Raw genomic sequence first — 25,737 nt, 5'->3', positions numbered from 1 at the left:
GGCTTCACGGCCGAGGACTTCGCCGAGGTCGCCGACGTCATCGCCGAGACGCTGAAGCCGTCGTACGACGCGCAGGCCCTGAAGGCCCGGGTCAAGGCCCTGGCCGACAAGCACCCGCTGTACCCCGGCCTGTGACCGACACCCTCCCGCAGGGGCGTGCCCGCGACCGTTCGGGACGCCCCTCCCAACCCACGGAGTATGGCGTGGCAATCAGCGTCTTCGACCTGTTCTCCATAGGCATCGGCCCCTCCAGTTCGCACACCGTCGGCCCGATGCGCGCCGCCGTGATGTTCGTCGCCCGGCTGAAGCAGGACGGCGTGCTCGCCCAGACCGCCGCCGTCCGGGCGGAGCTCTTCGGCTCCCTCGGCGCCACCGGCCACGGCCACGGCACCCCCAAGGCGGTGCTGCTCGGCCTGGAGGGCAATGAGCCGCACACGGTCGACGTCGCCCAGGCCGACCTGGACGTCGAGCGGATCCGCAGCACCGGGCGCATCCGCCTCCTCGGCGCCGAGATCGGCCCGGCCCACGAGATCGACTTCGACGCCTCGACCCAGTTGGTCCTGCACCGCAGGCGGTCGCTGCCGTACCACGCCAACGGCATGATCCTCTTCGCGTACGACGCCGACGGGGTGCCGCTGCTGGAGAAGACGTACTACTCCGTGGGCGGCGGATTCGTGGTCGACGAGGACGCGGTCGGCGCGGACCGGATCAAGCCCGACGACACGGTGCTCGCCCATCCCTTCAGCACCGGCGACGAACTGCTGCGCCTGACGAAGGAGACCGGCCTGTCGATCTCCTCGCTGATGCTGGAGAACGAGAAGGCCTGGCGCACCGAGGAGGAGATCCGCGCGGGCCTGCTGGAGATCTGGCGGGTCATGGCGGCCTGTGTCGCCCGGGGGCTGGGCGGCGAGGGCATCCTGCCCGGCGGTCTGAAGGTCCGTCGCCGGGCCGCGGCGGCGGCCCGCAAGCTGCGTTCCGAGGGCGACCCGAAGGCGCTCGCCATGGAGTGGATCACGCTCTACGCGATGGCCGTGAACGAGGAGAACGCGGCGGGCGGCCGGGTGGTGACCGCCCCCACGAACGGCGCGGCCGGCATCATCCCCGCGGTCCTGCACTACTACATCAACTTCGTGCCGGGCGCGGACGAGGATGGGGTGGTCCGCTTCCTGTTGGCCGCCGGCGCCATCGGCATGCTCTTCAAGGAGAACGCCTCGATCTCCGGCGCCGAGGTCGGCTGCCAGGGCGAGGTCGGCTCGGCCTGCTCGATGGCGGCGGGCGCGCTGGCCGAGGTGCTCGGCGGCAGCCCCGAACAGGTCGAGAACGCCGCCGAGATCGGCATGGAGCACAACCTCGGCCTGACCTGCGACCCGGTCGGCGGCCTCGTCCAGATCCCCTGCATCGAACGCAACGGCATGGCCGCGGTCAAGGCGGTCACGGCGGCCCGGATGGCGATGCGCGGCGACGGCCGGCACCACGTCTCCCTCGACAAGGTCATCAAGACCATGAAGGAGACCGGCGCCGACATGAAGGTCAAGTACAAGGAGACCGCCCGCGGCGGCCTCGCCGTCAACGTCATCGAGTGCTGAGCAGGGAAGCGACACGGCATGGGACGAGTCACCGAGCGCCGGCGCGTGCTGCGGATCCGGGACGGCGCGGTGAGCACCCGCCCGGACACCCTGGTCGCGGAGGAGCCCCTGGAGATCCGGCTCGGCGGCAAGCCGCTGGCGATCACCATGCGCACGCCGGGGGACGACTTCGCGCTCGCCGCCGGATTCCTGGTGAGCGAGGGCGTCGTGGGCCGGGCCGAGGACGTGGCGAACATCGTGTACTGCGCGGGCGCGACGCAGGACGGCTCGAACACGTACAACGTCGTCGACGTGCAACTCGCCCCCGGCGTACCGCTGCCCGACATCACGCTCGAGCGGAACGTGTACACGACGTCGTCGTGCGGCCTGTGCGGGAAGGCGAGCCTGGACGCCGTACGGACCACCGCACGGTGGCCGATCGCCGACACGCCCCCGGTCCGGGTGACTCCGGATCTGCTGGCCGCCCTGCCCGACCGACTCCGCTCCGCACAGCGGGTGTTCGACCGCACCGGTGGCCTGCATGCCGCCGGGCTGTTCTCACCCGAGGGCGAGCTGCTGGACCTGCGCGAGGACGTCGGCCGGCACAACGCCGTCGACAAGCTGATCGGCCGCGCGCTGCGCGACGGCCGACTGCCGCTGTCCCGGACCATCCTGCTCGTGTCCGGGCGGGCGTCCTTCGAGTTGGCGCAGAAGGCGGTCATGGCGGGCATCCCGCTGCTGGCGGCGGTCTCGGCGCCGTCCTCCCTCGCCGTGGACCTGGCGGCGGAGACCGGGCTCACGCTCGTCGGCTTCCTGCGCGGCGGCTCCATGAACGTGTACGCGGGCGAGCAGCGCATCACCCTGCGCGCCGGGGTCATGGCCACAGGACCGGCGAGGTGAGCCGGTACCCGACCCGGCTCGAGGAGGTCCACGGCGGCACCCTCCTCGACCCGCCCCGGCTGCCGCCACCCGCCGCCCGCCGCCGCCCCCGCCGCGTCGCGATGCTCAGCGTGCACACCTCACCGCTGCACCAGCCCGGTACCGGCGACGCGGGCGGCATGAACGTCTACATCGTCGAGCTCGCCAAACGGCTCGCCGCCCTCGACATCGAGGTCGAGATCTTCACCCGGGCCACCTCCGCCGCGCTCCCGCCCAGCGTCGAGCTCGCGCCCGGCGTTCTGGTGCGGCACGTGGCCGCCGGCCCGTACGAAGGCCTGGCCAAGGAGGATCTGCCGGCCCAGCTCTGCGCCTTCACCCACGGCGTGACACGGGCCTGGGCCGGCCATCGCCCCGGCCACTACGACCTGGTCCACTCCCACTACTGGCTCTCCGGCCACGTCGGCCGGCTCACCGCCGAGCGCTGGGGCGTCCCGCTCGTCCACGCCATGCACACCATGGCCAAGGTCAAGAACGCCAACCTGGCCGACGGCGACACCCCCGAGCCCGCCGCCCGAGTGCTCGGCGAGAGCCAAGTCGTACGGGCCGCCGACCGGTTGATAGCCAACACGGAGAAGGAAGCCGGCGAACTGCTGCGCCACTACCGCGCCGACCCCGGCCGGGTCGCCGTCGTCCACCCCGGTGTCGACCTGGAGCGCTTCCGCCCCGACGCCCGGGGTGTCACCGCCGGACGGGCCGCGGCACGGTCCCGACTCGGCCTCCCGCAGGACGCGCTGATCCCCCTGTTCGTGGGCCGCATACAGCCGTTGAAGGCACCGGACGTCCTGCTGCGCGCGGTGGCCCGGCTGCTGGCGGACCGGCCGTGGCTGCGGGAGCGGGTCGTGGTCCCGGTCGTGGGCGGGCCCAGCGGCAGCGGCCTGGCCAGGCCGGAGGGACTGCAGAAGCTGGCGGCCCTCCTCGGCATCTCGGACGTCGTGCGGTTCCGGCCGCCGGTCGGCCAGGACCGGCTCGCCGACTGGTACCGGGCGGCGTCCGTACTCGTCATGCCGTCCCACAGCGAGTCCTTCGGCCTGGTGGCCGTCGAGGCGCAGGCCTGCGGCACCCCGGTGATCGCCGCCGAGGTCGGTGGCCTGCCGGTGGCCGTACGGGACGGGGTCAGCGGCATCCTCGTACCCGGGCACGATCCGGCGGACTACGCGCGGGCGCTGTACCCCTTCGCCGCCGACCCGGCCCGCTCCGCCCGCATGAGCGAGGCCGCGCTCCGCCACGCCCGCACCTTCGGCTGGGCCACGGCCGCCGAGGCGATGGCGGACGTGTACACGGCGGCCCTGCTCGGCCGGACCCGCGGTGCTCGCGAGGGGCAACTGCGCTAGGGGCCTTTCACAGCACCCCCTGGCCCCCAGCCCCCATCCCCGGTCCGAACTCCTGTCCGGGCGGGCCGGGGCGCAGTACCGTGCGGGCAGTCCGCACGGCAGGGGGTGGCGATGCCCGGGTACGACAGACGCGTCACGTGCATGGGTGGGCCGTACAACCATGGGTGACCAGCACACTCCCGGCAGCCGCGACGGGCGCCACGATGTCCGGAATACGGGCCGGATGGCTGCGCGGGACCGCTCGTCCGCCTACGCTCGCTCCGTGTTGCGCATCATCGACGCCCGAACCGGCGAACCCGTCGACGCCGCGCCCGCCCGCCGGGGCCTGACCCGCATCGAGGCGCATACCGAGGGCTTCGACGTCACCGCCCTGCGGGTCCTGCTGACCGCCGACCTCCTCGTCCGCGCCCTGGAACTCGGCGGGACACCCGTCTGGGCGCTGCTCGACGAGGAACGACAGCAGGCCGAGCTGCGGGCCGGCGCCGCGGCGCTGGGCATCCGGCCCTTCGAGGACGGCCGGGACGCCGCGTCGGGACTGGGCGAGGCGCAGGTCCTCCACGTCGTACGCGAGGAAGGCGGCCGACCCGACGGGGTGCGGGTCGCCGTCGCGCCCGTGCACTCCGAGGCGCCCCCCGAGGAGGCCGACCCGGCCGCCCTGCGCCTCGCGCTGCTCTCCCGGCGCAGAAGCGTGCCCGTACCACTCGACGCGGCCGCGCTCGCCGACGCCCACGACACCCTCGTCCGCTGGCGCCGGGCCGTCGCCGCCTGGGCACGGCGGCCGTCGCGGCCCATCCCCGACGAGGTGCGAGCGGAGCTGCGCACCGCCTGGGAGGACGACCTCGACGTGCCCGGGGTGCTGGGAGTGCTGCGCTGGGTGGAGACCGCGCCGGACCTGCCGGACGGCGCCCGCTTCGAGACCTACGCCTACGCCGACCGCCTGCTCGGCCTCGACCTCACCCACGACCTGGGAGCCCCGACGTGACCGCACACTTCTCAGCGGGCCCGCTGCGCCGCCTGGTCGTCCTGCGGCACGCCAAGTCGGCCTGGCCCGACGGCGTCGCCGACCACGAACGCCCGCTCGCCCCGCGCGGCCGAAGGGACGCCCCGGTCGCCGGCCGGCTGATCGCCGACGCCGACTGCCTGCCGGACCTCGCCGTGTGCTCCACTGCCGTACGCACCCGCCAGACCTGGGTACTGGCCTCCGCCCAGTGGGGCACACCGCCTCCGGTACGGCACGATCCGCGCCTGTACGCCGCCGACGTACCCGACCTGCTGGAGGTCGTGCACGAGACGCCACCCGAGGTCGGCACGCTCCTGCTGATCGGGCACAACCCCGGCCTGGAGGAACTCGTCCTCGACCTCGCCGGGGACGCTCTCGACGACGCGCTGGACGAGGTCCGCACCAAGTTCCCCACCTCGGCGATCGCCGTACTGGCCTGGCACGGCACCACCTGGCGGGCCCTCGCCCCCGGCACGGCGCTGCTGACAGGGGTGATGGTGGCCCGCGGCAAGAAGAAGTGAGCGACCGGCGGGCACGCCCGGCCGGTCCGCATAGGCTGGCCCGATGCAGGACGAGTACCGCACCGTCGCCCGCGCGGGCGTGCACGAGACCGAGGTCAACCGCTCGCGCTTCATCTGCGCGCTCGCCCCGGCGGCCACCGAGCAGGAGGCCCAGGACTTCCTCGCGGCCGTCCGCAAGGAGCACACGGACGCCACCCACAACTGCTGGGCCTACGTCATCGGCGCCGACGCCGGGATCCAGAAGGCCAGCGACGACGGCGAACCGGGCGGCACGGCCGGCGTCCCCATGCTCCAGATGCTGCTGCGCCGCGACATGCGGTACGTCGTCGCCGTCGTCACCCGCTACTACGGCGGCGTCAAGCTCGGCGCGGGCGGGCTGATCCGGGCCTACGGCGGCGCCGTGGGCGAGGCCCTGGACACGCTCGGCACCATCACCCGGCGCCGCTTCCGGCTGGCCACGGTCACCGTCGACCACCAGCGCGCCGGCAAGGTGCAGAACGACCTGCGGTCGACCGGGCGCGAGGTGCGGGACGTGCGGTACGCCGAGGCGGTCACCATCGAGATCGGCCTGCCGGACGCAGACGTGGAGGCGTTCCGGGCATGGCTCGCGGACGTGACGGCGGGGACGGCGGGGTTCGAACTCCGGGGAGAGGCCTACGGCGACGCCTGACCCCGTCGGCCCGGGCGCATTCATCCGGGCGTGTGTGGCACCTGGCATCTGATGCAGGGGATGAGTGAAACGGTGCTGCGCGCCCGTCGCCGCGTCGGCGCCGCCGGCGAACCGGTCCGGCGGGCATGGGCACGGCCGGGCCCCGAGCGGGACGTTGTGGCGCAGGCCGGCAAGGCGGCTCTGGCGGCGTGTGTGGCCTGGGCGGTGGCCGGCTGGTGGCTGAGGACGCCGTCGGCGTTCGTCGCGCCGTGGGTGGCGGTCGTGCTCGTGGAGTCGACGGTGTTCCGGTCGATCGCGCACGGGTTGCAGCAGTTGGCGGCCATCGCCACGGGGACGGCCGTGGCCACGGCCGTCGCCCTGACCCTCGACTCCGCGATGGCGGCGATGGGCCTGGTCCTGCCGCTCGTGGTGCTGCTGGGCAACTGGCGGCGGCTCGGCAGCCAGGGCGTCTACGCGGCGACGGGCGCCTTGTTCGTCCTCACCACCGCTCCGGTCACCGTCGCCGGGTCGGCGATCCGCCTCGCGGAGGCGGTGTTCGGCGCGCTGGTGGGCATCGCGGTCAACGCGCTGATTCGGCCCCCGGTGTATCTGCGCGGCACCCGCGTCGCCCTCGAGGACGCGGCCCGGGAGGCCCAGCGGATCCTGGACGCGGTGGCCGACCGGCTGACCGCCGACGCCTGGGACGCCCGGGCCGCCGAGGATCTGCACGAGCGGGCGCTGCGGCTGTTCCGCCTCGTGGAGCAGGCCCGCTCCGCGGCGAGCTGGAGCCGGGAGAGCCTGCGCGTCAATCCGCTGCGCCGTCGCCATGCCCTCTCCCCTCCGGGCCAGGACTACGACGCGGCGGTCACCGTTCTCGACTACGTGGCCGTCCACACCACGGGCGTCACCCGCGCGGTACTGGAGGCCAGCGACGGCGACCGGCCGGAACCACGACCCGCCCCGGCGGTCGCCGAGTCGTACGCGCGGTTCCTGCGCAATAGCGCCCGCGCGATCCGGCTCTACCCCCACAGCCGGTTCGCCCCGGGCGGCCACGACGGCCACGCGGACCGGGAACTGCGCGAGGCGGTCGACGACATGGTCCACACCCTGAACACCCTGCGACACAAGCTGCCCGGCGGACTGCCCGACGACGACCCCGACGCGCTGGCGGCCCACGGCACCTTGCTCACCCAGGCACGGCGCCTGGCCGAGCAGTTGGTCACGCGCTGAGAGCGGATGCGTAGGATCGCCGGCATGGCACTGCGACCCGTGATGGTGAACATCAAGGCTCTCGACCACACGGCGGTCGGCCGGTTCTGGGCGGCGGCGCTCGGCTGGAGTGCCTACAGCCCCGGCGTGACCACCTACGTCGGACCGGGCGGCGGCCTCGTCTGGCCGGACCCGGTCGCCGTCGGCATCGACGTCGTTCCCGTCCCGGAACCCAGGACGGCGACGAAGAACCGTGTGCACCTCGATCTCGCCACCACCTCCGCGGCCCATCAGGCGGAGCTGGTCGAGCGCCTGAAGACCCTCGGCGCGAGGCCCGCCGACGTGGGCCAGGGCACGGTGCCGTGGACGGTCCTGGCCGACCCCGAGGGCAACGAGTTCTGCGTGCTGGAGCCCCGCGAGGTCTACCGGGACACCGGGCCGATCGCCGCGGTCGTGGTCGACTGCGCGGATCCGCGGGCCATGGCCCGGTTCTGGGACGAGGCGTTGGACTGGACCCTGCACGAGGTGACCGACGATCACGCCGTGCTGCGCTCCGCCAAGGAGGTCGGCCCGTACCTCGAGTTCCTCCGTACGCCCGACGCGAAGACCGTGCCGGACCGCGTCCATCTCGACCTGCTGCCGTATCCCGGTGACGACAAGGCGGCGGAGGTGGCCCGGTTGCGCGCCCTCGGCGCCACCGACCTCGACATCGGCTAGGGCGACGTCCCGTGGACGTGCCTGGCGGACCCGGAGGGTCACGAGTTCTGCGTCCTCGCGCCGTCCTGACGCGGGACATGCGTTAGCGTGGCCCGTGTTGACGGCGAGCCCAGAGCGGTTTCATGAAATTTCTGCACACTTCCGACTGGCATCTCGGCCGGGCGTTCCACCGGGTGAACATGCTCGGAGCCCAGGCCGAGTTCGTCGGCCACCTCATCACGACCGTGCGGGAACGCGACGTGGACGCCGTGGTCGTGTCGGGGGACGTGTACGACCGGGCGGTGCCGCCGCTCGCCGCGGTCGAGCTGTTCGACGACGCCCTGCACCGGCTCGCCGACCTCGGTGTGCCGACGGTGATGATCTCCGGCAACCATGACTCCGCGCGCCGGCTCGGCGTCGGCGCGGGCCTGATCGGCCGTGCCGGCATCCATCTGCGGACCGAGCCCTCGGCGTGCGGCACACCGGTCGTGCTCCGGGACGACTTCGGCGACGTGGCCTTCTACGGCCTGCCCTATCTCGAACCCGCCCTGGTCAAGGACGAGTTCGGGGTCGACAGGCCCGGCCACGAGGCCGTGCTGGCCGCGGCCATGGAGCGGGTGCGCGCCGACCTCGCCACCCGGGCGCCCGGCACCCGGTCCGTCGTCCTCGCGCACGCCTTCGTCACCGGCGGCGAGGCCAGCGACAGCGAGCGGGACATCACCGTCGGCGGGGTGGCCGCGGTGCCCGCCGGGGTCTTCGACGGCGTCGACTACGCGGCGCTGGGCCATCTGCACGGCTGCCAGACCATCACCGAGCGCGTCCGCTACTCGGGTTCGCCCCTGGCGTACTCCTTCTCGGAGGCCGACCACCGCAAGAGCATGTGGCTCGTCGACCTGGACGCCGAGGGCGCGGTCACGGCCGAGCGGGTCGACTGCCCGGCGCCGCGCGCCCTGGCCCGGATCCGCGGAACGCTGGAGGAACTGCTCGCCGACCCGGGGCTCGCACGGCACGAGGAGGCGTGGATCGAGGCGACGCTCACGGACCCGATGCGCCCCGCGGACCCCATGGCCCGCCTCGCCGAGCGCTTCCCGCACACCCTCAGCCTCGTCTTCGACCCCGAGCGCGCGCCGGACGATCCCGGCGTGTCGTATGCCCAGCGGCTCGCGGGCCGCAGCGACCAGGAGATCGCCCAGGACTTCGTGGCGCATGTGCGCGGGGCCGGGCCCGACGAGCACGAGCGGGGCGTGCTGCGGGACGCCTTCGACGCGGTGCGGGCGGACGAGGCCGTGCGGGAGGTGGCGCGGTGAGGCTGCACCGCCTCGACGTGACGGCGTTCGGGCCGTTCGGCGGGACGCAGAGCGTCGACTTCGACGCGCTGTCCCTGGCCGGCCTGTTCCTGCTGCACGGGCCGACCGGCGCCGGCAAGACGTCCGTCCTGGACGCCGTGTGCTACGCGCTCTACGGCTCCGTACCGGGCGCCCGGCAGGGCGGCCAGGGCATGGCCCTGCGCAGCGACCACGCCGCGACCGGCACGCGCACGTCAGTCCGCCTCGAACTGACCGTCGCCGGGCGCCGGTTGGAGGTCACCCGGCAGCCGCCCTGGGAGCGCCCGAAGAAGCGCGGCTCGGGCACGACCCTCGACAAGGCCCAGACCTGGCTGCGCGAATACGACGCGCAGGCCCGGACCTGGAAGGACCTCAGCCGCTCGCACCAGGAGATCGGCGAGGAGATCACCCAGCTCCTCGGCATGAGCCGCGAGCAGTTCTGCCAGGTCGTGCTGTTGCCCCAGGGCGACTTCGCCCGCTTCCTGCGCGCCGACGCCGAGGCCCGCGGCAAGCTGCTCGGCCGCCTCTTCGACACCCACCGCTTCGCCGAGGTCGAAAAGCGCCTCGCCGAGCGGCGCCGGGCGGCCGAGTCCCAGGTGCAAGGCGGTGACGCCGCCCTGCTGGCCGACGCGCACCGCATGCAGCAGGCGGCGGGCGACGCCATGCCGTTGCCCGACCTCGCACCGGGCGAGCCGGGCCTGGCCGACGCCATCCTGGGCGCCGCGGCCATCGCCCGCAGCACCGCCCGCGAGCAGTTGACCATCGCCCACTGCCGCCTCCTTGCCGCCGAGTCCGCGCAGGCCGGCGCCGAGCGCGCACTGACCGACGTACGCGAAGTGGCCCGGCTGCAACGCAGGTTCGCCGAGGCGCGGGAGCGGGCCCGGCTGCTTCAGGAGCGGGCCGACGCCCACCGGGACGCGCAGGCACGCATGGAGCGGGGGCGCAAGGCCGAGGCGGTGGCACCGGCGCTGGAGCTGCGCGAGGCCGCCGAGGCCGAGCACCGTCGTGCGGCCACGGCGGAGGCACGTGCGCGTGCGGTGCTGCGGGGTGCCCTGGGCGGGGGAGCGGCGCAGGGTCAGGGGACCGATGGCGCCCTCGGCATCGAGCCGCAGCCGCACGGCCCGCTCACCGAATCCGGTGCCGCCGGGCTCGCCGCCGCCGCGCGTCGCGTCGCCGAGGAGCTGGGCGGGCTCGAGTCGGCCCGCCGCGGGGAGCGGCGGCTGGCCGAACTCGTCGCGGAGCGCGAGGAGCTGGACCGCCAGGAGCGCGCGGACGACGAGGTCCGGCTGGAGGCGCAGGCCTGGCTGGCCGGATGGGAGGAGACCCGGGCGGGGCTCCAGACCCGCATCGAGTCCGCGCAGGACGCCGCGAACCGTGCCGACCAGCTCGCCGTACAGCGCGAGCCCGCCCGGCAGCGGCTGGCCGCCGCACGGATGCGCGACCAACTCGCCGGCGACACCGACTCCGCCGCCCAGCAGGCGTCCGAGGCCCAGGACCGGGCGCTGCGGGCCAAGGCACACTGGCTGGACATCAGGGAACAGCGCCTGAACGGCATCGCCGCCGAACTGGCCGCGCAGCTCAAGGACGACGAACCCTGCGCCGTCTGCGGCGCCGTCGACCACCCCGCACCCGCCCGCAAGGACGCCGGCCACGTCGACCGGGCGGCGGAGGAGCGGGCACTGGCCGCCTACCAGCAGGCGGAGGAACGGCACACCGAGGCCGAACGGCGCCTGGGTGTCGCCAGGGAAGCCCTCGCCGCGGCCACCGCCGAGGCCGGCGACATGCCGACAAGTCGACTCGCCGAGGCGGCCGGGGAACTGGAGCGGCGGTACGCGCAGGCCCGCGGGGACGCCACCGCGCTGCACTCCGCCCACGAAGAGCTGCGACGTGCCGAGGCCGAACACGAGCAGCGCACCACCGCCCACCAGCAGGCGGAGGTCCGGGCCGCCGCCCGGGTGGGGCACCGGGAGCGGTTGGACCGCGAGATGGCCGCCCTGGAAACCGAGTTGGCGCAGGCCCGGGGCACCGCCGACAGCGTGGCCGCGCGGGCCGCGCAGTTGGAGCGCCGGGTCGCGCTGCTCACCGACGCCGCCGACACCGCGCGCGCCGCCGAGGACACCGCCCAGCGGCTCAAGGACGCCGACGCCCGCCTCGCCGACGCCGCCTTCCGCGCCGGCTTCGACACCCCGCAGGCCGCGGCGGCCGCGCTCCTCGACGACGCCGCCCACCGCGATCTGCAACGGCGCCTGGACGCCTGGCAGTCCGAGGAGGCCGCCGTACGCGCCGTCCTCGCCGAGGCCGACACCGCGGCGGCCGCCGAGCAGCCGCCGGCCGACCTCACGGCCGCGGAGCGGACCGCGTCCACGGCGGCCCAGCGGGCCCGCGACGCCGCCTCCGCGCGCGATGCCGCCGCCCGCCGCTGCACCGAACTCGACCGCCTGTCCGCGCGCGTGGCCACCGCGGTGCGCCAACTCGCCCCGCTGCGCACGGAGTACGACCGCGTGGCCCGCCTCGCCGGCCTCGCCGCGGGCACCTCGGCGGACAACGAACGCAAGATGCGCCTGGAGTCGTACGTCCTGGCGGCCCGCCTGGAACAGGTCGCCGCCGCCGCGACCGTACGGCTGCAGCGCATGTCCTCCGGCCGCTACACCCTCGTCCACTCCGACGACCGCACCGGCCGCGGCCGCAGCGGCCTCGGACTGCACGTGGTCGACGCCTGGACCGGCCGGGAGCGGGACACGGCGACCCTCTCGGGCGGTGAGACCTTCTTCGCCTCCCTCGCCCTGGCCCTCGGCCTCGCCGACGTCGTCACCGACGAGGCCGGCGGCGTCCGCCTCGACACCCTCTTCATCGACGAGGGCTTCGGCAGCCTCGACGACCAGACACTGGATGAGGTCCTCGACGTCCTCGACTCACTGCGGGAGCGGGACCGCAGTGTCGGGATCGTCAGCCATGTCGCCGACCTGCGGCGGCGGATCCACGCCCAGTTGGAGGTCGTGAAGGGCCGGTCGGGGTCGGTGCTGCGGCAGCGGGACGGGGGAGGGGCGTAGACGTTCCGACCTGCCGGGTGCGATCACCAGCTGATCCCGGCCGCCACCGGCAGGTGATCGCTGCCGGTGGCCGGCAGCACCCATGAGCTCTTCGGCTCCACGCCGCGGACCAGGATCTGGTCGATCCGCGCCACCGGGAACTTCGCCGGCCAGGTGAAGCCGAAGCCGTCCCCGGCCACCTCCTGGGCCGAGCGCATCTGTGCGGTGATGCCGGCGAACGCGCGGTCGTCCATGGTGCCGTTCAGGTCGCCGAGCAGCACGACCCGCTTGTTCTTCTCGGCGGCGACGGCCTCGGCGAGCGGTTCCGCACCGCGGTCCCGGCTGTCCGTCCAGAAGCCGCCCCTGGGAAACAGGCGTACGGACCCCAGGTGGGCCACGTACACCGCCAGCGGACCCTGGTCCGTGGCCACCGTGGTGCGCAGCGCCCGGGCGTAGGCCAGCTTGACGTCGGCCGGCCTGGTGTGCGCCAGCGGCCCGTAGTCCGTGTTGATGTCCACCGGCCGGGTGTCCGACAGCGGCAGCTTGCTCCACAGCCCGACCGTGCCCTGCACCGTGTGGTACGGGTACGCCTTCGCCAGCTCCCTCTCGTACGTGCCCCGGGCCTGCGAGGCCAGCTCCACCAGGGCCAGCACGTCCGCACCGGAGGCGGCCAGGTCGCGGGCGGTGCCGACCGGGTCGGGGTTCTCGGCGCCGACGTTGTGGGTGGCGACGGTGAGGTCGCCGCCGGGGCGGGACTTGTCGCCGAGCAGCCCGCCGAAGAGGCTCAGCCACACCACGGCCGGCAGCAGCAGCGCGACCACCGCGGAGGCGGAGCGGCGCCACAGGGCCGCGGCCAGCAGCACCGGGATGAACACGCCGAACCACGGCAGGAAGGTCTCCACCAGACTGCCGAGGCCCCCGCGGTTCGTGATCCGCCCGTGCAACAGCAGGAGCAGGCCGAGCAGCAGTGCCGGCGCCGCGAGCGCCAGGCCGCGCTTCCACGGCCCCGGCCGCGAGCCGACGCGGATCGCCCGGCGGATGCCCGCGCGCCGGGACACGGCGCCCGTGTCCCGGGGGCCGACGCCCTCCCGGCCGGTCTGCTCCGCCGGGCCGACCTGCACCATCGTCCGTCCTCGATCACTGTCGCTCACTGCTGCATCCTCGGGTCCTGGGTGGGGTCGGCATACATACGCGGGCAGCCGTGCCCGATCGCTTCGGGGCGCAGCTCGTAGTGCCAGGGTTCGTTGCGGTAGATCCGGCACAGCCCGTACTCGGCGCCGTGCTCGGACAGCCATGCGGTCGCGTCGGAGCGCCCGAGGTCGACCGCGTCGCCCGAGACGTGAGGGGACGTCTGCGCGGTGGCCACCCATCGGGCTGCCTCTTCCTCGGACCCGTACTCAGCGACCGCCTCGCGCAGAAGCTGGTTCTGGTACTCCGGGGAACGCCAGCCGCTGTTGACGTAGAACTCGACTTCGTCGTCCGCGGCATCCTCCGCGGCCCGGCGGAGAGCCTTGAGCAGATCTGGATCGAGGTTGGCCACGGCGGGCATCTCGTCATCGAAGACCGTCACGCCGTCGGGGACGACTCCGTCGGCCTCTCCGGGCGCGACACGGGGCTCTCGGGGCTCTCGATGAAGAGAATTCAAGGTCGGCGCGGCCGATAAGGGCGGGGCGGACGAGGCTTTCAGTAGCTGATGGGCGAGGACTGAGACGATCGCTGCCGTGACGACGACCAGGCCGACGCCAAGGAGCCGGTGAATTCGAGACATGCCGCCAGTCAAGGCAGCGTGGTGTTGCCGGCGCGTATGCGATTTTCGATACGCCGACGATATGCGCCGACTCGTAGCATCAAAGGCATGCGTGTGTTGATTGTCGAGGACGAGCCTTATATGGCCGAGGCCATCCGTGACGGCCTCCGCCTGGAGGCGATCGCCGCCGATATCGCAGGTGACGGCCACACCGCTCTGGAACTGCTCGGCATCAACACCTACGACATCGCCGTCCTCGACCGCGACATCCCCGGACCGTCCGGCGACGAGATCGCCGAACGCATCGTCGCCTCCGGCAGCGGCCTGCCGATCCTCATGCTCACCGCGGCCGACCGCCTCGACGACAAGGCCTCAGGGTTCGGACTCGGTGCCGACGACTACCTCACGAAACCCTTCGAACTCCAAGAACTCGCACTCCGGCTCAGAGCACTCGACCGCCGGCGCGCCCACAGCAGGCCTCCCGTGCGAGAGATCGCGGGTCTGCGGGTGGACCCGTTCCGCAGAGAGGTCTACCGGGACGGCCGCTACGTCGCGCTGACCCGGAAGCAGTTCGCCGTACTCGAAGTCCTCGTCGCCGCCGAAGGCGGTGTCGTCAGCGCCGAAGAGCTGCTGGAGCGGGCCTGGGACGAGAACGCCGACCCGTTCACCAACGCCGTGCGCATCACCGTCTCGGCCCTGCGCAAGCGGCTCGGCGAACCCTGGATCATCGCCACCGTGCTGGGCGTCGGCTACCGCATCGACCCGCAGCCGGCGGGCGGACGCGGGGGAGGGGACCGTGGATAGAGCGCCCGGGCTGAGCGTTCGCCTCAAGCTCACCCTCAGCTACGCCGGATTCCTCATGCTCGCGGGCGCCCTGCTGCTCGCCGCCGTGGGGGTGTTCCTCGTGCGACAGGGGTGGCTGGAAACCAACTCATCGGGGGCGGTGAAGGCAACTCCGGGCACGCTCTTCGTGCGCGGTTTCGCCCCTACGGCAGCCGCAGTACTGGTGTTCCTGCTGGTGTTCGGCCTTCTGGGAGGATGGATCCTCGCCGGCCGCATGCTCGCCCCCCTGACCCGGATCACCGACGCCACCCGCAAAGCCACGAACGGATCGCTCTCCCACCGCATCCGGCTACCGGGCCGCAAGGACGAGTTCCGGGAACTCGCCGACGCCTTCGACACGATGCTCACGCGGCTTGAAGCACACGTCGCCGAGCAGCGCAGATTCGCGGCCAACGCCTCGCACGAGCTGCGGACCCCGCTGGCGGTCTCGAAGACACTTCTCGACGTGGCCCGCACCGATCCGAACCACGACACCGGCGAACTCATCCAGCGCCTGGACGCCGTCAACACCCGAGCGATCGACCTCACCGAGGCGCTGCTCCTGATCAGCCGCGCCGACCAGCGATCCTTCCCCCGGGAACACGTCGACCTGTCCCTCATGGCGGAAGAAGCCACCGAAACACTCCTCCCCCTCGCGGAAAAGCACGGCGTCACCATCGAGACCAGCGGCGACATCGCCCCCACGATCGGATCGCCGACGCTCCTGCTGCAGCTCACCACGAACCTCGTACACAACGCGATCGTCCACAACCTGCCCGGACGGGGCACCGTGTGGGTCCACGCCGGCGTCCGCCCCCGGACCGTGGTGCTCACCGTCGAGAACACCGGCGAGAAGCTCACCCCACAACTGGCCTCGACGCTCACCGAACCGTTCCAGCGCGGCACCGAACGCATCCACAGCGACCACGCGGGCGTCGGCCTCGGCCTGGCGATCGTCAAGACCATCACCCAGGCACACGACGGAACACTCACCCTCACCCCGCGCCCCGCCGGCGGCATCCACATCACCGTGGAACTGCCCAAGGGCAGGCCCGGGCCTGCCGCTGCCGTGGCGACGTCACTGACCCAGCGGGCGCCTCGGCAGGGGTGACGAGTAGACCACGCTCGTCGTCACCGAGCCCAGGGTGCCGATCTTGCCGGAGACCTCCAGGTGCCGCATCGAGCGGGCCGTGACCTTGATGACGAAGCAGTCGCCGCCCGTGACGTGGTGGGCCTCCAGAATCTCCGGTGTGGCGGCGACCAGGTCGTGGAAGGGCTTGTAGTTGCCCGGCTCCCTGGTGCGACGCCGGGCTCGCAGGTGCCGTGACTACGGCGTCCACCAACGGCCCCGGACCCGCCGGCGCACCGCACGCCGCGGGTCGCGGTGGCTGGGGGATCAGTCCACGTTCACCGCCCGCCACAGCTGGCTGTCGGCGTTCGTGTCCGTCGTCTGTACGAGCTGAGTGCCCGCCGTCGAGTTGGACACCGCGAGCAGCTTGCCGCTGTTCACATTCTTGATCTTGTAGTAGCCGTTTCCGTCGGCGACCAGCGTCCAGTGCTGGCTCGTACCGTTGTCGTCGGCCCGCTGGACGATGGTCGCGCCGTCCGCGGTGGACCCGCCGGTGACGTCCAGCAGCAGACCGCTGTTCTGGCTGACGATCTCGTAGCTGCCGTCACCCACCGCGACCCACCGCCAGCGCTGGTTCTGTGCTCCGGTGTCGTTCCAGTAGAACGCGTTCTTCGCGGGGAAGACGATGGAGGCGAACGCGTCCAGCGCGCACACGGTGTTGGAGGCCGACGCGTTCTTCGTGCCGGTGCACACGACCTTGATCGTGTGGGGTCCCGCGGCGAGGTCCGTCTTCTCGAACAGCACCACCTGCTTCGTCACGGTCGGGGCGTACGCGTCGATGCCCGCCTGTGCCAGGGTGCCGTCGATGTAGACGTCGACCTTGCCCATGTTCGGCTGCTTCATGCCGAGATACCGAATGGCCGACCCGGTGAACGAGTACTGGACGTAGTCGCCCGCCCTGCTGGTGAACCTCTCGGACCCCTTGAAGTCCTGCGAGTCGTTCCAGTTCGACCAGCCTGAGGAGTAGGTGACGGGGGAGTCCTTGTCGTCGACGTAGGCCCAGCGCTGCCGTACGACCGACTTCGACGCGGGCGAGGCGTTCCCCTGGGCGTCCACGACGTAGAGGCGGTAGTCGCCGGCCGTCGGCGGGACAGTGATGGTCGTCGCGGTTCCAGCTGCCTTCGTCATGGTGGGGCCGACGGCGAACGTCGTCGTACCGGAGGGAGCGAGCCACAGAGTCCTGGTCCCGTCACCGATGCTGCGGACGGGAACGGACGACACGCCCTTGCCGGTGAACGTGCTCGCGGGCAGCGCATAGTCCTGCAGGGCCACTCTGCTGAGGGGGACGAGGTCCTTGTAGGCGTCCTCCAGGCCCGCGTTCACGGCGATGCCGTACGCCTGCGACGGCCACACGTTGTCCGCGTACGCGCGCACGTCCTGGATGGTGCTGTTCGGGACGCTCTTGTCCCAGATCTTGTTGACGGTGCCGTAGGTGTTGGTGATGCTCAGGTCGTGCTGCCGGCCCCAAGGGCCGGAGTGAATGGTGGACCTGAGGTCCTTGTCCACGTCGAGCACGTTGTCGTGGTAGTTGATGAAGGCGGAGCCCTCGTCGGGGTGGAGTCCGTACTTGTGGCTGGCCGGAACGCCCTGGATGTAGTTGTCGCTGATCTCGGTTCCCGGCTGCGCTCCCAGGGTGTAGATGGCGCCGGAGTCGCCGAGCGTCTGCATCGGGTCGACGATCTGGTTGTGGCGGATGGTGTTGTTCTTCGCCGTGGTGGTCGGCACTCCCGGGCGGATCGAGTTCGTCGAACCGTCGAAGTTCCACCAACCCCAACCGAGGGTGATGCCCGCCCACGGGGACTTCTCGATCCGGTTGTGCTCCACGGACAGGGAGTCCACGAAGTACGCCGACACGGGGCTGGAGCCCTTGAACAACACCGCGCTGTCGTAGAGGTAGTTGTTCGTGATCGAGATGTTCTTGCAGACCCCCTCGACGTTCACCGGGTACTTCTCGTTGTTGGTCGAGGTGTAGTCCCCGATGTACACGTGCTGGGGGTGCCCCACGGTGATCGCGGAGCCGGCTATGTCATTCGTGACGTTGCCGATCAGCTGCGAGTCGGTCACGTCGTTGACCATGTTGATTCCGTCGGCGCCCGTGTGCTGCACCGTGTTGCGCCGCAGGGTGATGCCGTCGGCGTTCTCGATCTGGATGATGCCCGGCGGCAGGTCGACGTTGCGGTAGGTGTAGGCGTGGAAGTTCTTCCTCGCGTACACGGTCGAGCCGGCGTTGCCCTGCGTTCCCTGCCGGAAGACGGAGCCCGCGACATTGACCAGGTTCCAGTCGGAGTGCTCGACCGTGAGTCCGGAGAACGTGATGTTCCGCGCGTGGTCGGTGGTCGACGTGCCGGCGATCTTGAGGAGGGTGGACACGTTGTTCGGCGCGAAGACCTTCGCCGTGGTCATGTCCTCGGAGCCGGCCTTGTAGTAGTACAGCGTGTGGGTGGTCTTGTTGAAGTAGAACTCGCCCGGCTGGTCAAGGAACTCGAACGCGTTCATGAACGTATGACTGCCGCCGGCTTTGAACGGGCCGTACGGCGGTGCCTGGGCGATGGCCGCACCCGGCTGCTGGAACAGGGCCACGCGGTTGGCACCGTCCGAGCTCGTGGTGATCTGCCGGACGCCCACGATGGCCGTGGTCCAGGTCGTGGCCGACTTGATCTCGACGTCGTCCTGGTTGGCGGCGACGGCGGGCAGGTCGGAGAGGCTGTACTTGGATCCGTCGCACTGCGACCCCGACTCCCAGGCCCAGGGAGCCTGGCCGGCCGTGACGGTGTAGGTCCCGTAGCATCCGGCCGAGTTGATCGTCTTCGAGGCCATCTGGGCACGCCTGCCGTTGACGTAGAGCGCGCGGAGCTTGTCGTCCCGGTTCAGCGAGGCCTTCCAGATGTTCCCGCTGTGTTGCGTCCAGCCGGTCACCGGGACGCCACCGTTCAGCACCGGCTTCTCGTCCTGGTAGGCGGCGTAGACGACACGGTGGCCGTTCGTCCCGGAATCGGCCGACGTGAAGTCGATGGTGCTGCTCACGGAGTAGTTGCCGCCGCGCAGATAGACGTTGATGTCGCCGGTCATGTCGTCGTTGACGGTGCGTACGACGTCCCGCGCGTGCCGCAGGGTCTTGAACGGCGCGGAGATCGTCCCGGGGTTGGCGTCGTTGCCGTCGGGGGCGACGTAGTACGTCGCCTGGGTCGCGGCCGAGGCCGGGGTCGACAGCGTGAGGGAGCTCAGCGGCGTCGCGGAGAGGGCCATCGCCAGCAGGGTCGACATGGTCTGCGCGATGCGCTTCATGCGCGTTCTCCTTCCGTGCGCTGGGAGGGCGGGCCCGCCGGGGTGTCGAACGGGTGCGGTAGCTGGGGGTGCGGGAGCGCAGCTGGAGGCGCAGGGTGAGCCGGATACGGGTGGACGCGGGCAGCCGTACGGTCAGGAAGGCGCCGGCGCAGTCCTGCTCCGCCTCGGTGACGACGGGCTCGGTGTGGCCGTAGTCGTACATGTCGCCGATCCAGCCGTCGTCCCGGCAGGTGGTGTACCGGACGGCCGTGACGGTGTGCTCGGCGAAGGCGCCGGCCTGGACGATCACCGTGCGCTCGGTCTCGGGGGAGAGGTTCACCAGTTCGACGGTGGTCGCCTCCGGGTCGATGGAGGTGACCAGCGCGGCGACCTCCGGCGGCAGACCGGCGCGGCGGGCCTCGGCGTCGTGGTAGCGCAGCCGGGCCTGCTGCAGGCCGCCGTTGTAGAGCACCTGGGGGCCGCCCCAGGTCAGCTGGACGAGGGCTTCGGTGACCACCGGGTTGCACAGCTGCCACACGTGGATGTCGGCCTCGGCCACGTCCAGGTCGCGGTAGCGGTCCATCCGCCGCAGCCGGTGGCGGATCTGGGCCTGCGCGGCGGCGAGTATGCGCTCGGGGTAGCCGGGGTCGTCGCCGGCGAGGAACGCGAACCAGGCCTTCTCGTGCCCCGACTCCTCCTTGGCCCGGAACGGACGTACGGTACGCCAGTCGATGCCGTCGGCCTCGCGCAGCCGCTCCAGCCGGGCGCGGTCTGCGTCGGAGGCCGTGTGGTGCCACAGGGCCACCGGCACGGGCGGGGTGAGCGGGTTGTGGTCGAACCAGCCCGAGTCGTTGTGCCGGAAGGGAAGGTGCGGTGTCGGGGTGTGGATGTCGGGGCCGAGTTCGACCACCCACTTCGAGGGGAGGCTGGAGTCCGCGTCGGTGTGGGGCATCACCTTGGCGTGACCGATGAGGGTGTCGAGCGAGGTCGCGACCATGGAGAGGTAGTCGTCGTCCCCGGTGACCGTCGCCGCCGCGAGCGCCGCCACACAGGCCGCGTGACCCACGCTGTGCCAGCCGTGCGGCCAGGACCAGCCGTAGTGGCCGCTGTACCAGCGGCCCTCCAGCAGGCTGCCCACGACACCGTCCGGGCCCGCGTTGTCCGGGACGAGGCCACCGTTGGCACGGGTGCGCTCGCGCCACGTGCCCACGTACTCGACGATCCAGTCGCGGTAGCGGTCTTCGCCCGACAGGATCCACGCGTTGAGGACCAGCCCGGCCGCGGCCAGGTTGACCGCGGTGTCGCCGACACCCATCCGGTCCCGCATCTGCGCGCCGAGCCGCGGGTCCGCGGAGAGCGGGTACGGGCCGCCCTCCGCCTCGGGGATCCACTCCAGCGGGAAGCCGTACGTCTCCGCTTCCTTCGGCAGCCAGGGGTACACGTCGCCGTCGAACAGGCCCGTGCGGTCGGGGTCGCTGCCGTTGTGCGGGCGGGTGATGACACGGTGCTCGGGGTCGTAGTTGCCCTTGGCCGGGTCGACGTACAGCTCGGGAAGTAGAGCAGCAGCAGGCTCTCGCCCTGGTGGAACCAGTCGTAGCCGCGCTCGAACTCGTCGTGCAGCATGCCGAGTTCGGTGAGCTGCCGGGTCACGCCCTCCCAGTGCTTCTCGCCGGCGGGCAGCAGATCGTCCGCGCCGCCGAGGAGGTACAGCTGGGGCCAGTTGAAGAACACCTCGTAGAAGTCGTCCGCACCGTCGCGGGTGGTCAGCGACCCGGTGTAGTTCAGCCGTCCGTCCGGGCCGGTGAAGTCGCGGGCGAAGCGCCGCCAGGCGTGGTCGAGCAGGTCGAACAGCGCACGCTGCGACACGGCCCAGCCGGGCGGTTCGAGCACCGGCACTCCCGCCTCGATCTCGGGTGGCGGGGCGGGCTGCCCGGAGACCGGGGTGTCCCCACCCGAGGTGGGGCCGGAAGAAGTGAAGGGCATGGGACGGAGCTCCGTTCGGGGTGGGGCGGGGTGCGCTCGCCGGGGACGACGGTCGGTGGACGACGCCGGATCGGGCATCAGGGTCGGGAGGGCAGGCCGGGGCCTACTCCTTGGTGGCGCCGGCGAGCATCCCGCTGACCAGGAAACGCTGGGCGAAGAGGAAGACGATCAGTACGGGTGTGATGGCCACGAGCGTCGCCAGGGCCAGCTGCGGCCGCTCGATCGCGAGGGTGCCGACGGCCGGATTGAAGGACGGCACATTGCTGAGCAGGGTCCCGACCCCCACCTGGATGGGCATCTGATCGCTCTCGGGCAGCATCACGTAGGGCAGGAAGTAGTTGGTCCAGTTGGCGACGAAGCTGAAGAACCCGACGAGCGCGACGACCGGTGTCGCCAGCGGCAGCGCGATGTGCCGGAAGACACCGAACTCCGAGCAGCCGTCCATACGTGCCGCCGCCGGCAGATCCTTCGGTACCGCGGTGGTGAAGTAGATGTACGTGAGATACACGCCGAACGGGTAGAACGAGTACGGCAGGATGATCGACCACATCGTGCCGATCAGCCGCACCGCGTTGATCTCCAGGAACAGCGGCACCACCAGCGTGGCGGTCGGCATGAGCATCACGACCAGGGTCGAGACGAGCAGAGTGTGCCGTCCGCGGAACTCGGTCATGGCCAGCGCGTAGCCCGCCGGGATGGCCACGCAGAGCGTGATGACCAGTGAGATCAGCGCGTACGACGTCGAGTTGCCGAGCCACTGCAGGACGGCGTTGTCCTGGAACGCGGTGAGGGCGTCCCAGTTGGCCCTGAGGGTGTGCCAGGAGCCGAAGGAGAGCGGGCTGCCGTGGACGAGTTGCTGATCGGTCTTGGTCGCCGCGAGGACGAGCCACAGCACCGGCAGCACGAAGAACACCAGGAAGACGAGCAGGACGGAGCCGGTCAGCAGACGGGGCACGAGGCGGCGCGGGGAACTAGTCGGCATCGAAGAACCCCGACCGTGCGACGAAGAGGGCGGCTGCCGACACGCTGACGACCAGGAGCTCCACCGAGACCGCGGCGGCGCCGTTGATGTTGTTCAGCTGGAAGGCGAAGTCGTACGTCAGCTGGTTCAGCGAGTAGTCGCGGCCTGCTGTGCCCACGCTCGCGAGGGAGAGCAGCTGCGGTTCGACGAAGAGCTGGGCGCCGCCCGCGAAGGCCAGGATCACCATGTACACGATCCACTTGCGCAGCATCGGGATCTGGATGTGCCAGGCGGTCTGCCAGGCGCCCGCGCCGTCGATACGAGCGGCCTCCATCACGTCCGTGGGGATGTTGTTGAGTGCCCCGTACATGACGACGATCCAGCCGCCGGCGCCGGTCCAGAACGCGATGATCGTGAACAGGACCGGCAGATGGCCCGGCGCGATCACCTCACCGAACGTGTCGAACCCCAGCATGCCGAGCAGTGAACTGACCGGGCTCACGGTCGGGTCGAGCATGAACAGCCACACCAGGACGCTCGCGGCGCCGGCGAGCGCTCCGGGGATGTAGAAGAGGAAGCGCAGGGACTTGCTGAGGGCGCCCAAGGCGAGGCGGTGCAGCAGCAGCGCCAGGACCACCACGAACACCACGAGGGAGACCAGCCAGAACAGCAGGTACAGCGCGACATGGCCCACGGCGTCCATGAAGCGGAAGTCCTGTGCCGTGGTGACGAAGTTGGAGAAGCCGGTGAACGACCCTCCCGCGTCGGTGAACGCGAAGTAGATCGCGTATCCGGTCGGCAGGATGCCGAAGGCGACAAGCAGGAGCACATAGCCGGAGACGAAGGCGATGCCGGCCCGGCTCTGCCGGCCGGTGCCGCGAGAGGGCCGGCCGGCGGATCCGGAGGAGAAGTGGCCGAGGGCGGTCACTGGGAGACCTTGTATCCATTGGCCTGGGCGTGCTTGACGATCGCGTCCTGCCAGGCCGGCAGCATCGAGACGATGGACTTGCCCTCGGTCAGGCCGGGCTTGACGGTGGCGGCCCAGATCGCCTCCTGGCTGAACTTGCCCGAGCCCCAGCCGGGCCAGACCTGGGAGGAGGCGTCCTTGAGCACGGTCAGGCCACTGGCGAAGTAGCCCGAAGCGTCCTGTCCCTTGAGCCACGCCTCGGCGGCCGGCGCGTAGGCCGGGAAGCCCGGTGCCTTCTCGCCCTGATAGGCGTTGTCGGTGGTGACCCACTTCAGGAAGTCGGTCGCGGCCTCGAGGTGGGCGGAGTGCTGGGACACCAGCCAGGTACCGCCGCCGACGTTGCCGGTGGCGGGTGCGGTCTCGCCCTCCCACTGAGGGATGGGCGCCACCGCGATCTGCCCGGCCGGGTCTTGAGGGTGTCCTTGAACACCGCTCCGCCGAACCAGGCCGGGCCCGGCATGAGCAGGATCTTGTCCGCGTTGTTCTTGGCGAAGTCGGTGCTGAAGACCCCGCTGATGGACATGGACTTGTTCTTGATCAGTACGTCCATGAGCTCGGCCATCTTCGTGCAGGCCTCGCCGGTGGTGTTCACCGACACGGCCGTCGGGCCGGTGATGTCATTGGCGCCACACTTGCTCGCCCACAGATAGATCTCGGGGGTGAAGGAGTCACCCGCGTCGCCCACGAGATAGCCCGGATGCTCCTCTGCCACCTTCTCGCCGAGCTTTCTGGTACTCCTCCCACGTCTTCGGCACCGCGTAGCCGAACTTCTTCAACAGCGGCGCGTTGTACCACAGCACCACCTGGGAGAGATCGTTGCGCAGACAGTAGACGGTGCCGTCGACCGTGCAGACATCGTTGGCCCCGCTCGCGAACTTCCCCAGCAAGTCCGAGGGGAGCAGACCAGTGTTGAGCGGCGCGGCGAAGCCCGCGTCCACCGCCCAGGTCACCTCGTTGTTCTGCGAACTGAAGACGACGTCCGGCCAGCCCTTCTTGGTCCGGTTGAACAACTGCACCTTGGTCTGCAGGTAGTTCGAACCATTGGCGTTGCCGTCGTAGCTGACGATGACCATCTCCACGTCCGGATGCTGCTCCTTGTACAGCTTCGCGGCCTCCAAGCGGGTCGCATCCACCCAGACGGTCAACGATGCCCTCCTTCTGCGGCACTTGGGCGAAGCCGTCCTTCGTGGTCGTACCGGCGGTGCCGTCGCCACAGGCCGTCACGGTCAGCAGCACCGTGACCGCGCACCCGCCCAGCGATGCCGCTCGCTTCCTGCCGAGCAGATGGGGCAGGCGGCGCGAGCGGGTGGGCGAGTGGCGCGAGCCGGGACGACGCTGGGCCGGCCCGGAAGGGCGACGGAGACGGAAGAGGCGGCTGCGCTGCGATCGGCGTGGAAGAAATTAGCCGCCCTATCGAGTGGTACGTCAAGGGTGCGTGCAACGTTCCCTCGCTGATTTTCCTGCGGCGAGCGAGCAGTTGCGCCAGCCATGCCCGATAAAGGCTATTTTGCGCACTCGGATGGCCATGACCCTCGCCATGGATCTCGCTCAGAATGAGTACGACTTATATCTCCTCTGCGCTACGATGATATCGGCTCCACCGCGATCAGTCGCGTGAGCAGAAGTCACCCGGGAGGCAGCGCAGATGGACGACCCGCCAGCGATCGAAGCAGCCCTGCCGGTCCAGGCATCTCCTGCCGTGCCCGCGGGGGTGGACGGCTCGGACGAGCGGCGTGACTACCGTCCCGGGTACGAGATCGTGGCGGAGCGGATCCTCGCGTACATCGCCGAGGAGCGACTGGCGCCGGGTGACCGGCTGCCCACGGAGATCGACCTCGCCCAGACGCTGGACACCAGCAGGGCGGTGGTGCGGGAAGCCGTCAAGATCCTTTCGGCGCTGGGTCGGGTACGGGCGCACAAGGGGCGGGGTCTGTTCGTCGCGGAGGACGAAGGCATGCTCATCACCAGCCGGTGGGGAGGTTTCTTCCGCCCCGTCGACATCGATCACGTACTGATGCTGTTCGAGTTCCGCAGGGTCCAGGAGATGGCCGCCAGTAGCCTGGCGGCCACCCGCGCCACTCCCGCGGAACTGCGCACCATCGAGGTGGCGGTGCTGCAGTGCCGGCACGGCTTCGTGCACGGTCTGGTCGATGTGTTCAATCAGGCGGACGACGACTTTCATGCGGCCGTATCCGTGGCCTCGCACAACACCTTCCTCGTGAGCGCCGTGCGCGATGCGCGACGGCTGCAGCGCCAGTCCAGCGCCATCGGCATCCATGAAGCGCTCGGTGCGAACACCGAGTTGGCGGTCGAGGAGCACGAGGCGATCTACCGGGCCATCCGTGACGGCCGCCCCGAGGAAGCGGCGCAGGCCACCGCGGCACACCTCGACCGAACCCTGGAGGACTACCGGCGCGAGATCCAGCGCCGTCTGTTCGGCTGACGCCGCCCGCCGGCGCGCGGTGCGCGCCCTGTCCCGGCCGCCGCACGTCTCGGAAAAACGCGGACGATCCGTTGACTTCTGTGCGGCCGGGGCTCTAACTTCGGCGTCGATCAGTTCGACAAGTCGATAGTCGTTCGATATATCGACCAGCCGTCGT

The 25,737-nt window shown here is 71.2% G+C and carries 18 protein-coding genes and 4 pseudogenes; 15 read left to right on the top strand and 7 right to left on the bottom strand.

What is annotated here, in order from left to right:
• The 11 genes and pseudogenes from ACP4J3_RS36795 to ACP4J3_RS36745 form a co-directional block, all read left to right on the top strand.
• Window positions 1-135 (top strand): annotated as a pseudogene (locus tag ACP4J3_RS36795) (serine hydroxymethyltransferase); the annotation flags it as partial.
• A 68-nt stretch (window positions 136-203) separates the two neighbouring features.
• Entirely contained in the window at window positions 204-1,586 is a 1,383-nt protein-coding gene (locus ACP4J3_RS36790) for an L-serine ammonia-lyase (RefSeq protein WP_426540662.1), read from the top strand.
• A gap of 18 nt (window positions 1,587-1,604) precedes the next feature.
• Complete coding sequence (gene fdhD / locus ACP4J3_RS36785; protein WP_426540661.1) at window positions 1,605-2,465, top strand: formate dehydrogenase accessory sulfurtransferase FdhD; 861 nt, start codon at window positions 1,605-1,607, stop codon at window positions 2,463-2,465.
• Window positions 2,462-3,835 carry a D-inositol-3-phosphate glycosyltransferase gene (mshA, locus tag ACP4J3_RS36780; protein ID WP_426540660.1) on the top strand — a complete coding sequence of 458 codons (1,374 nt, stop codon included), beginning with the start codon at window positions 2,462-2,464 and terminating at the stop codon, window positions 3,833-3,835. The genes fdhD and mshA overlap by 4 nt, the downstream gene beginning before the upstream one ends.
• 223 nt (window positions 3,836-4,058) lie before the next feature.
• Entirely contained in the window at window positions 4,059-4,817 is a 759-nt protein-coding gene (locus ACP4J3_RS36775) for a hypothetical protein (RefSeq protein ID WP_426540659.1), read from the top strand.
• Window positions 4,814-5,356, top strand: a complete 543-nt coding sequence (locus ACP4J3_RS36770) for a SixA phosphatase family protein (RefSeq protein WP_426540658.1) — start codon at window positions 4,814-4,816, stop codon at window positions 5,354-5,356. The genes ACP4J3_RS36775 and ACP4J3_RS36770 overlap by 4 nt, the downstream gene beginning before the upstream one ends.
• Window positions 5,357-5,399: 43 nt before the next feature.
• Entirely contained in the window at window positions 5,400-6,026 is a 627-nt protein-coding gene (locus ACP4J3_RS36765; protein WP_426540657.1) for a YigZ family protein, read from the top strand.
• Between the two features lie 60 nt (window positions 6,027-6,086).
• Complete coding sequence (locus ACP4J3_RS36760) at window positions 6,087-7,235, top strand: FUSC family protein (RefSeq protein WP_426540656.1); 1,149 nt, start codon at window positions 6,087-6,089, stop codon at window positions 7,233-7,235.
• 24 nt (window positions 7,236-7,259) lie between these two features.
• A pseudogene (locus ACP4J3_RS36755) lies at window positions 7,260-8,000 on the top strand (VOC family protein).
• A 53-nt stretch (window positions 8,001-8,053) separates the two neighbouring features.
• On the top strand, window positions 8,054-9,217 hold the full coding sequence (locus ACP4J3_RS36750; protein WP_426540655.1) for an exonuclease SbcCD subunit D: 1,164 nt from the start codon (window positions 8,054-8,056) through the stop codon (window positions 9,215-9,217).
• A complete protein-coding gene (locus ACP4J3_RS36745) occupies window positions 9,214-12,285 on the top strand; it encodes an AAA family ATPase (protein WP_426540654.1) in 3,072 nt (1,023 codons plus the stop codon). The genes ACP4J3_RS36750 and ACP4J3_RS36745 overlap by 4 nt, the downstream gene beginning before the upstream one ends.
• A gap of 23 nt (window positions 12,286-12,308) precedes the next feature.
• Here ACP4J3_RS36745 and ACP4J3_RS36740 read toward each other — a convergent pair whose 3' ends face one another.
• Complete coding sequence (locus ACP4J3_RS36740; RefSeq protein ID WP_426540667.1) at window positions 12,309-13,388, bottom strand: endonuclease/exonuclease/phosphatase family protein; 1,080 nt, start codon at window positions 13,386-13,388, stop codon at window positions 12,309-12,311.
• A 23-nt stretch (window positions 13,389-13,411) separates the two neighbouring features.
• Window positions 13,412-14,032: a M15 family metallopeptidase gene (locus ACP4J3_RS36735; RefSeq protein ID WP_426540653.1), complete on the bottom strand. Its 621-nt coding sequence runs from the start codon at window positions 14,030-14,032 to the stop codon at window positions 13,412-13,414.
• Window positions 14,033-14,119: 87 nt separating this feature from the next.
• On the opposite strand from ACP4J3_RS36735, the gene ACP4J3_RS36730 reads away from it, so the two are divergent.
• Window positions 14,120-14,815, top strand: a complete 696-nt coding sequence (locus tag ACP4J3_RS36730) for a response regulator transcription factor (protein WP_426540652.1) — start codon at window positions 14,120-14,122, stop codon at window positions 14,813-14,815.
• Window positions 14,808-15,944 carry a sensor histidine kinase gene (locus ACP4J3_RS36725; protein ID WP_426540651.1) on the top strand — a complete coding sequence of 379 codons (1,137 nt, stop codon included), beginning with the start codon at window positions 14,808-14,810 and terminating at the stop codon, window positions 15,942-15,944. Before ACP4J3_RS36730 ends, ACP4J3_RS36725 begins: the two co-directional genes overlap by 8 nt.
• Here the strand turns inward: ACP4J3_RS36725 and ACP4J3_RS36720 are convergent.
• Both ACP4J3_RS36720 and ACP4J3_RS36715 read right to left on the bottom strand, forming a co-directional pair.
• Window positions 15,912-16,136, bottom strand: a pseudogene (locus tag ACP4J3_RS36720) (Lrp/AsnC ligand binding domain-containing protein); the annotation flags it as partial. The gene ACP4J3_RS36725 and the pseudogene ACP4J3_RS36720 sit on opposite strands and share 33 nt — an antisense overlap.
• A 93-nt stretch (window positions 16,137-16,229) precedes the next feature.
• On the bottom strand, window positions 16,230-19,247 hold the full coding sequence (locus ACP4J3_RS36715) for an RICIN domain-containing protein (RefSeq protein WP_426540650.1): 3,018 nt from the start codon (window positions 19,245-19,247) through the stop codon (window positions 16,230-16,232).
• Window positions 19,248-19,431: 184 nt separating this feature from the next.
• On the opposite strand from ACP4J3_RS36715, the gene ACP4J3_RS36710 reads away from it, so the two are divergent.
• Window positions 19,432-20,784 (top strand): hypothetical protein, encoded by a 1,353-nt coding sequence (locus ACP4J3_RS36710; protein WP_426540649.1) that lies wholly within the window; start codon window positions 19,432-19,434, stop codon window positions 20,782-20,784.
• Window positions 20,785-21,312: 528 nt separating this feature from the next.
• Here the strand turns inward: ACP4J3_RS36710 and ACP4J3_RS36705 are convergent.
• From ACP4J3_RS36705 to ACP4J3_RS36695, 3 genes and pseudogenes are all read right to left on the bottom strand, one after another.
• Window positions 21,313-22,191 (bottom strand): carbohydrate ABC transporter permease, encoded by an 879-nt coding sequence (locus ACP4J3_RS36705; RefSeq protein ID WP_426540648.1) that lies wholly within the window; start codon window positions 22,189-22,191, stop codon window positions 21,313-21,315.
• Window positions 22,181-23,098, bottom strand: coding sequence for a carbohydrate ABC transporter permease (locus ACP4J3_RS36700; protein WP_426540647.1), 918 nt, complete (start codon window positions 23,096-23,098; stop codon window positions 22,181-22,183). The genes ACP4J3_RS36705 and ACP4J3_RS36700 overlap by 11 nt, the downstream gene beginning before the upstream one ends.
• Window positions 23,095-24,421 (bottom strand): annotated as a pseudogene (locus ACP4J3_RS36695) (ABC transporter substrate-binding protein). The gene ACP4J3_RS36700 and the pseudogene ACP4J3_RS36695 overlap by 4 nt, the downstream one beginning before the upstream one ends.
• Window positions 24,422-24,782: 361 nt before the next feature.
• On the opposite strand from ACP4J3_RS36695, the gene ACP4J3_RS36690 reads away from it, so the two are divergent.
• Window positions 24,783-25,580, top strand: a complete 798-nt coding sequence (locus ACP4J3_RS36690) for a FadR/GntR family transcriptional regulator (protein ID WP_426540646.1) — start codon at window positions 24,783-24,785, stop codon at window positions 25,578-25,580.
• Window positions 25,581-25,737: the final 157 nt, after the last annotated feature.

It is taken from the genome of Streptomyces sp. UG1, from assembly GCF_049974585.1.
Classification (GTDB): domain Bacteria; phylum Actinomycetota; class Actinomycetes; order Streptomycetales; family Streptomycetaceae; genus Streptomyces.
This window is presented reverse-complemented; position numbering and strand designations above follow the sequence as displayed.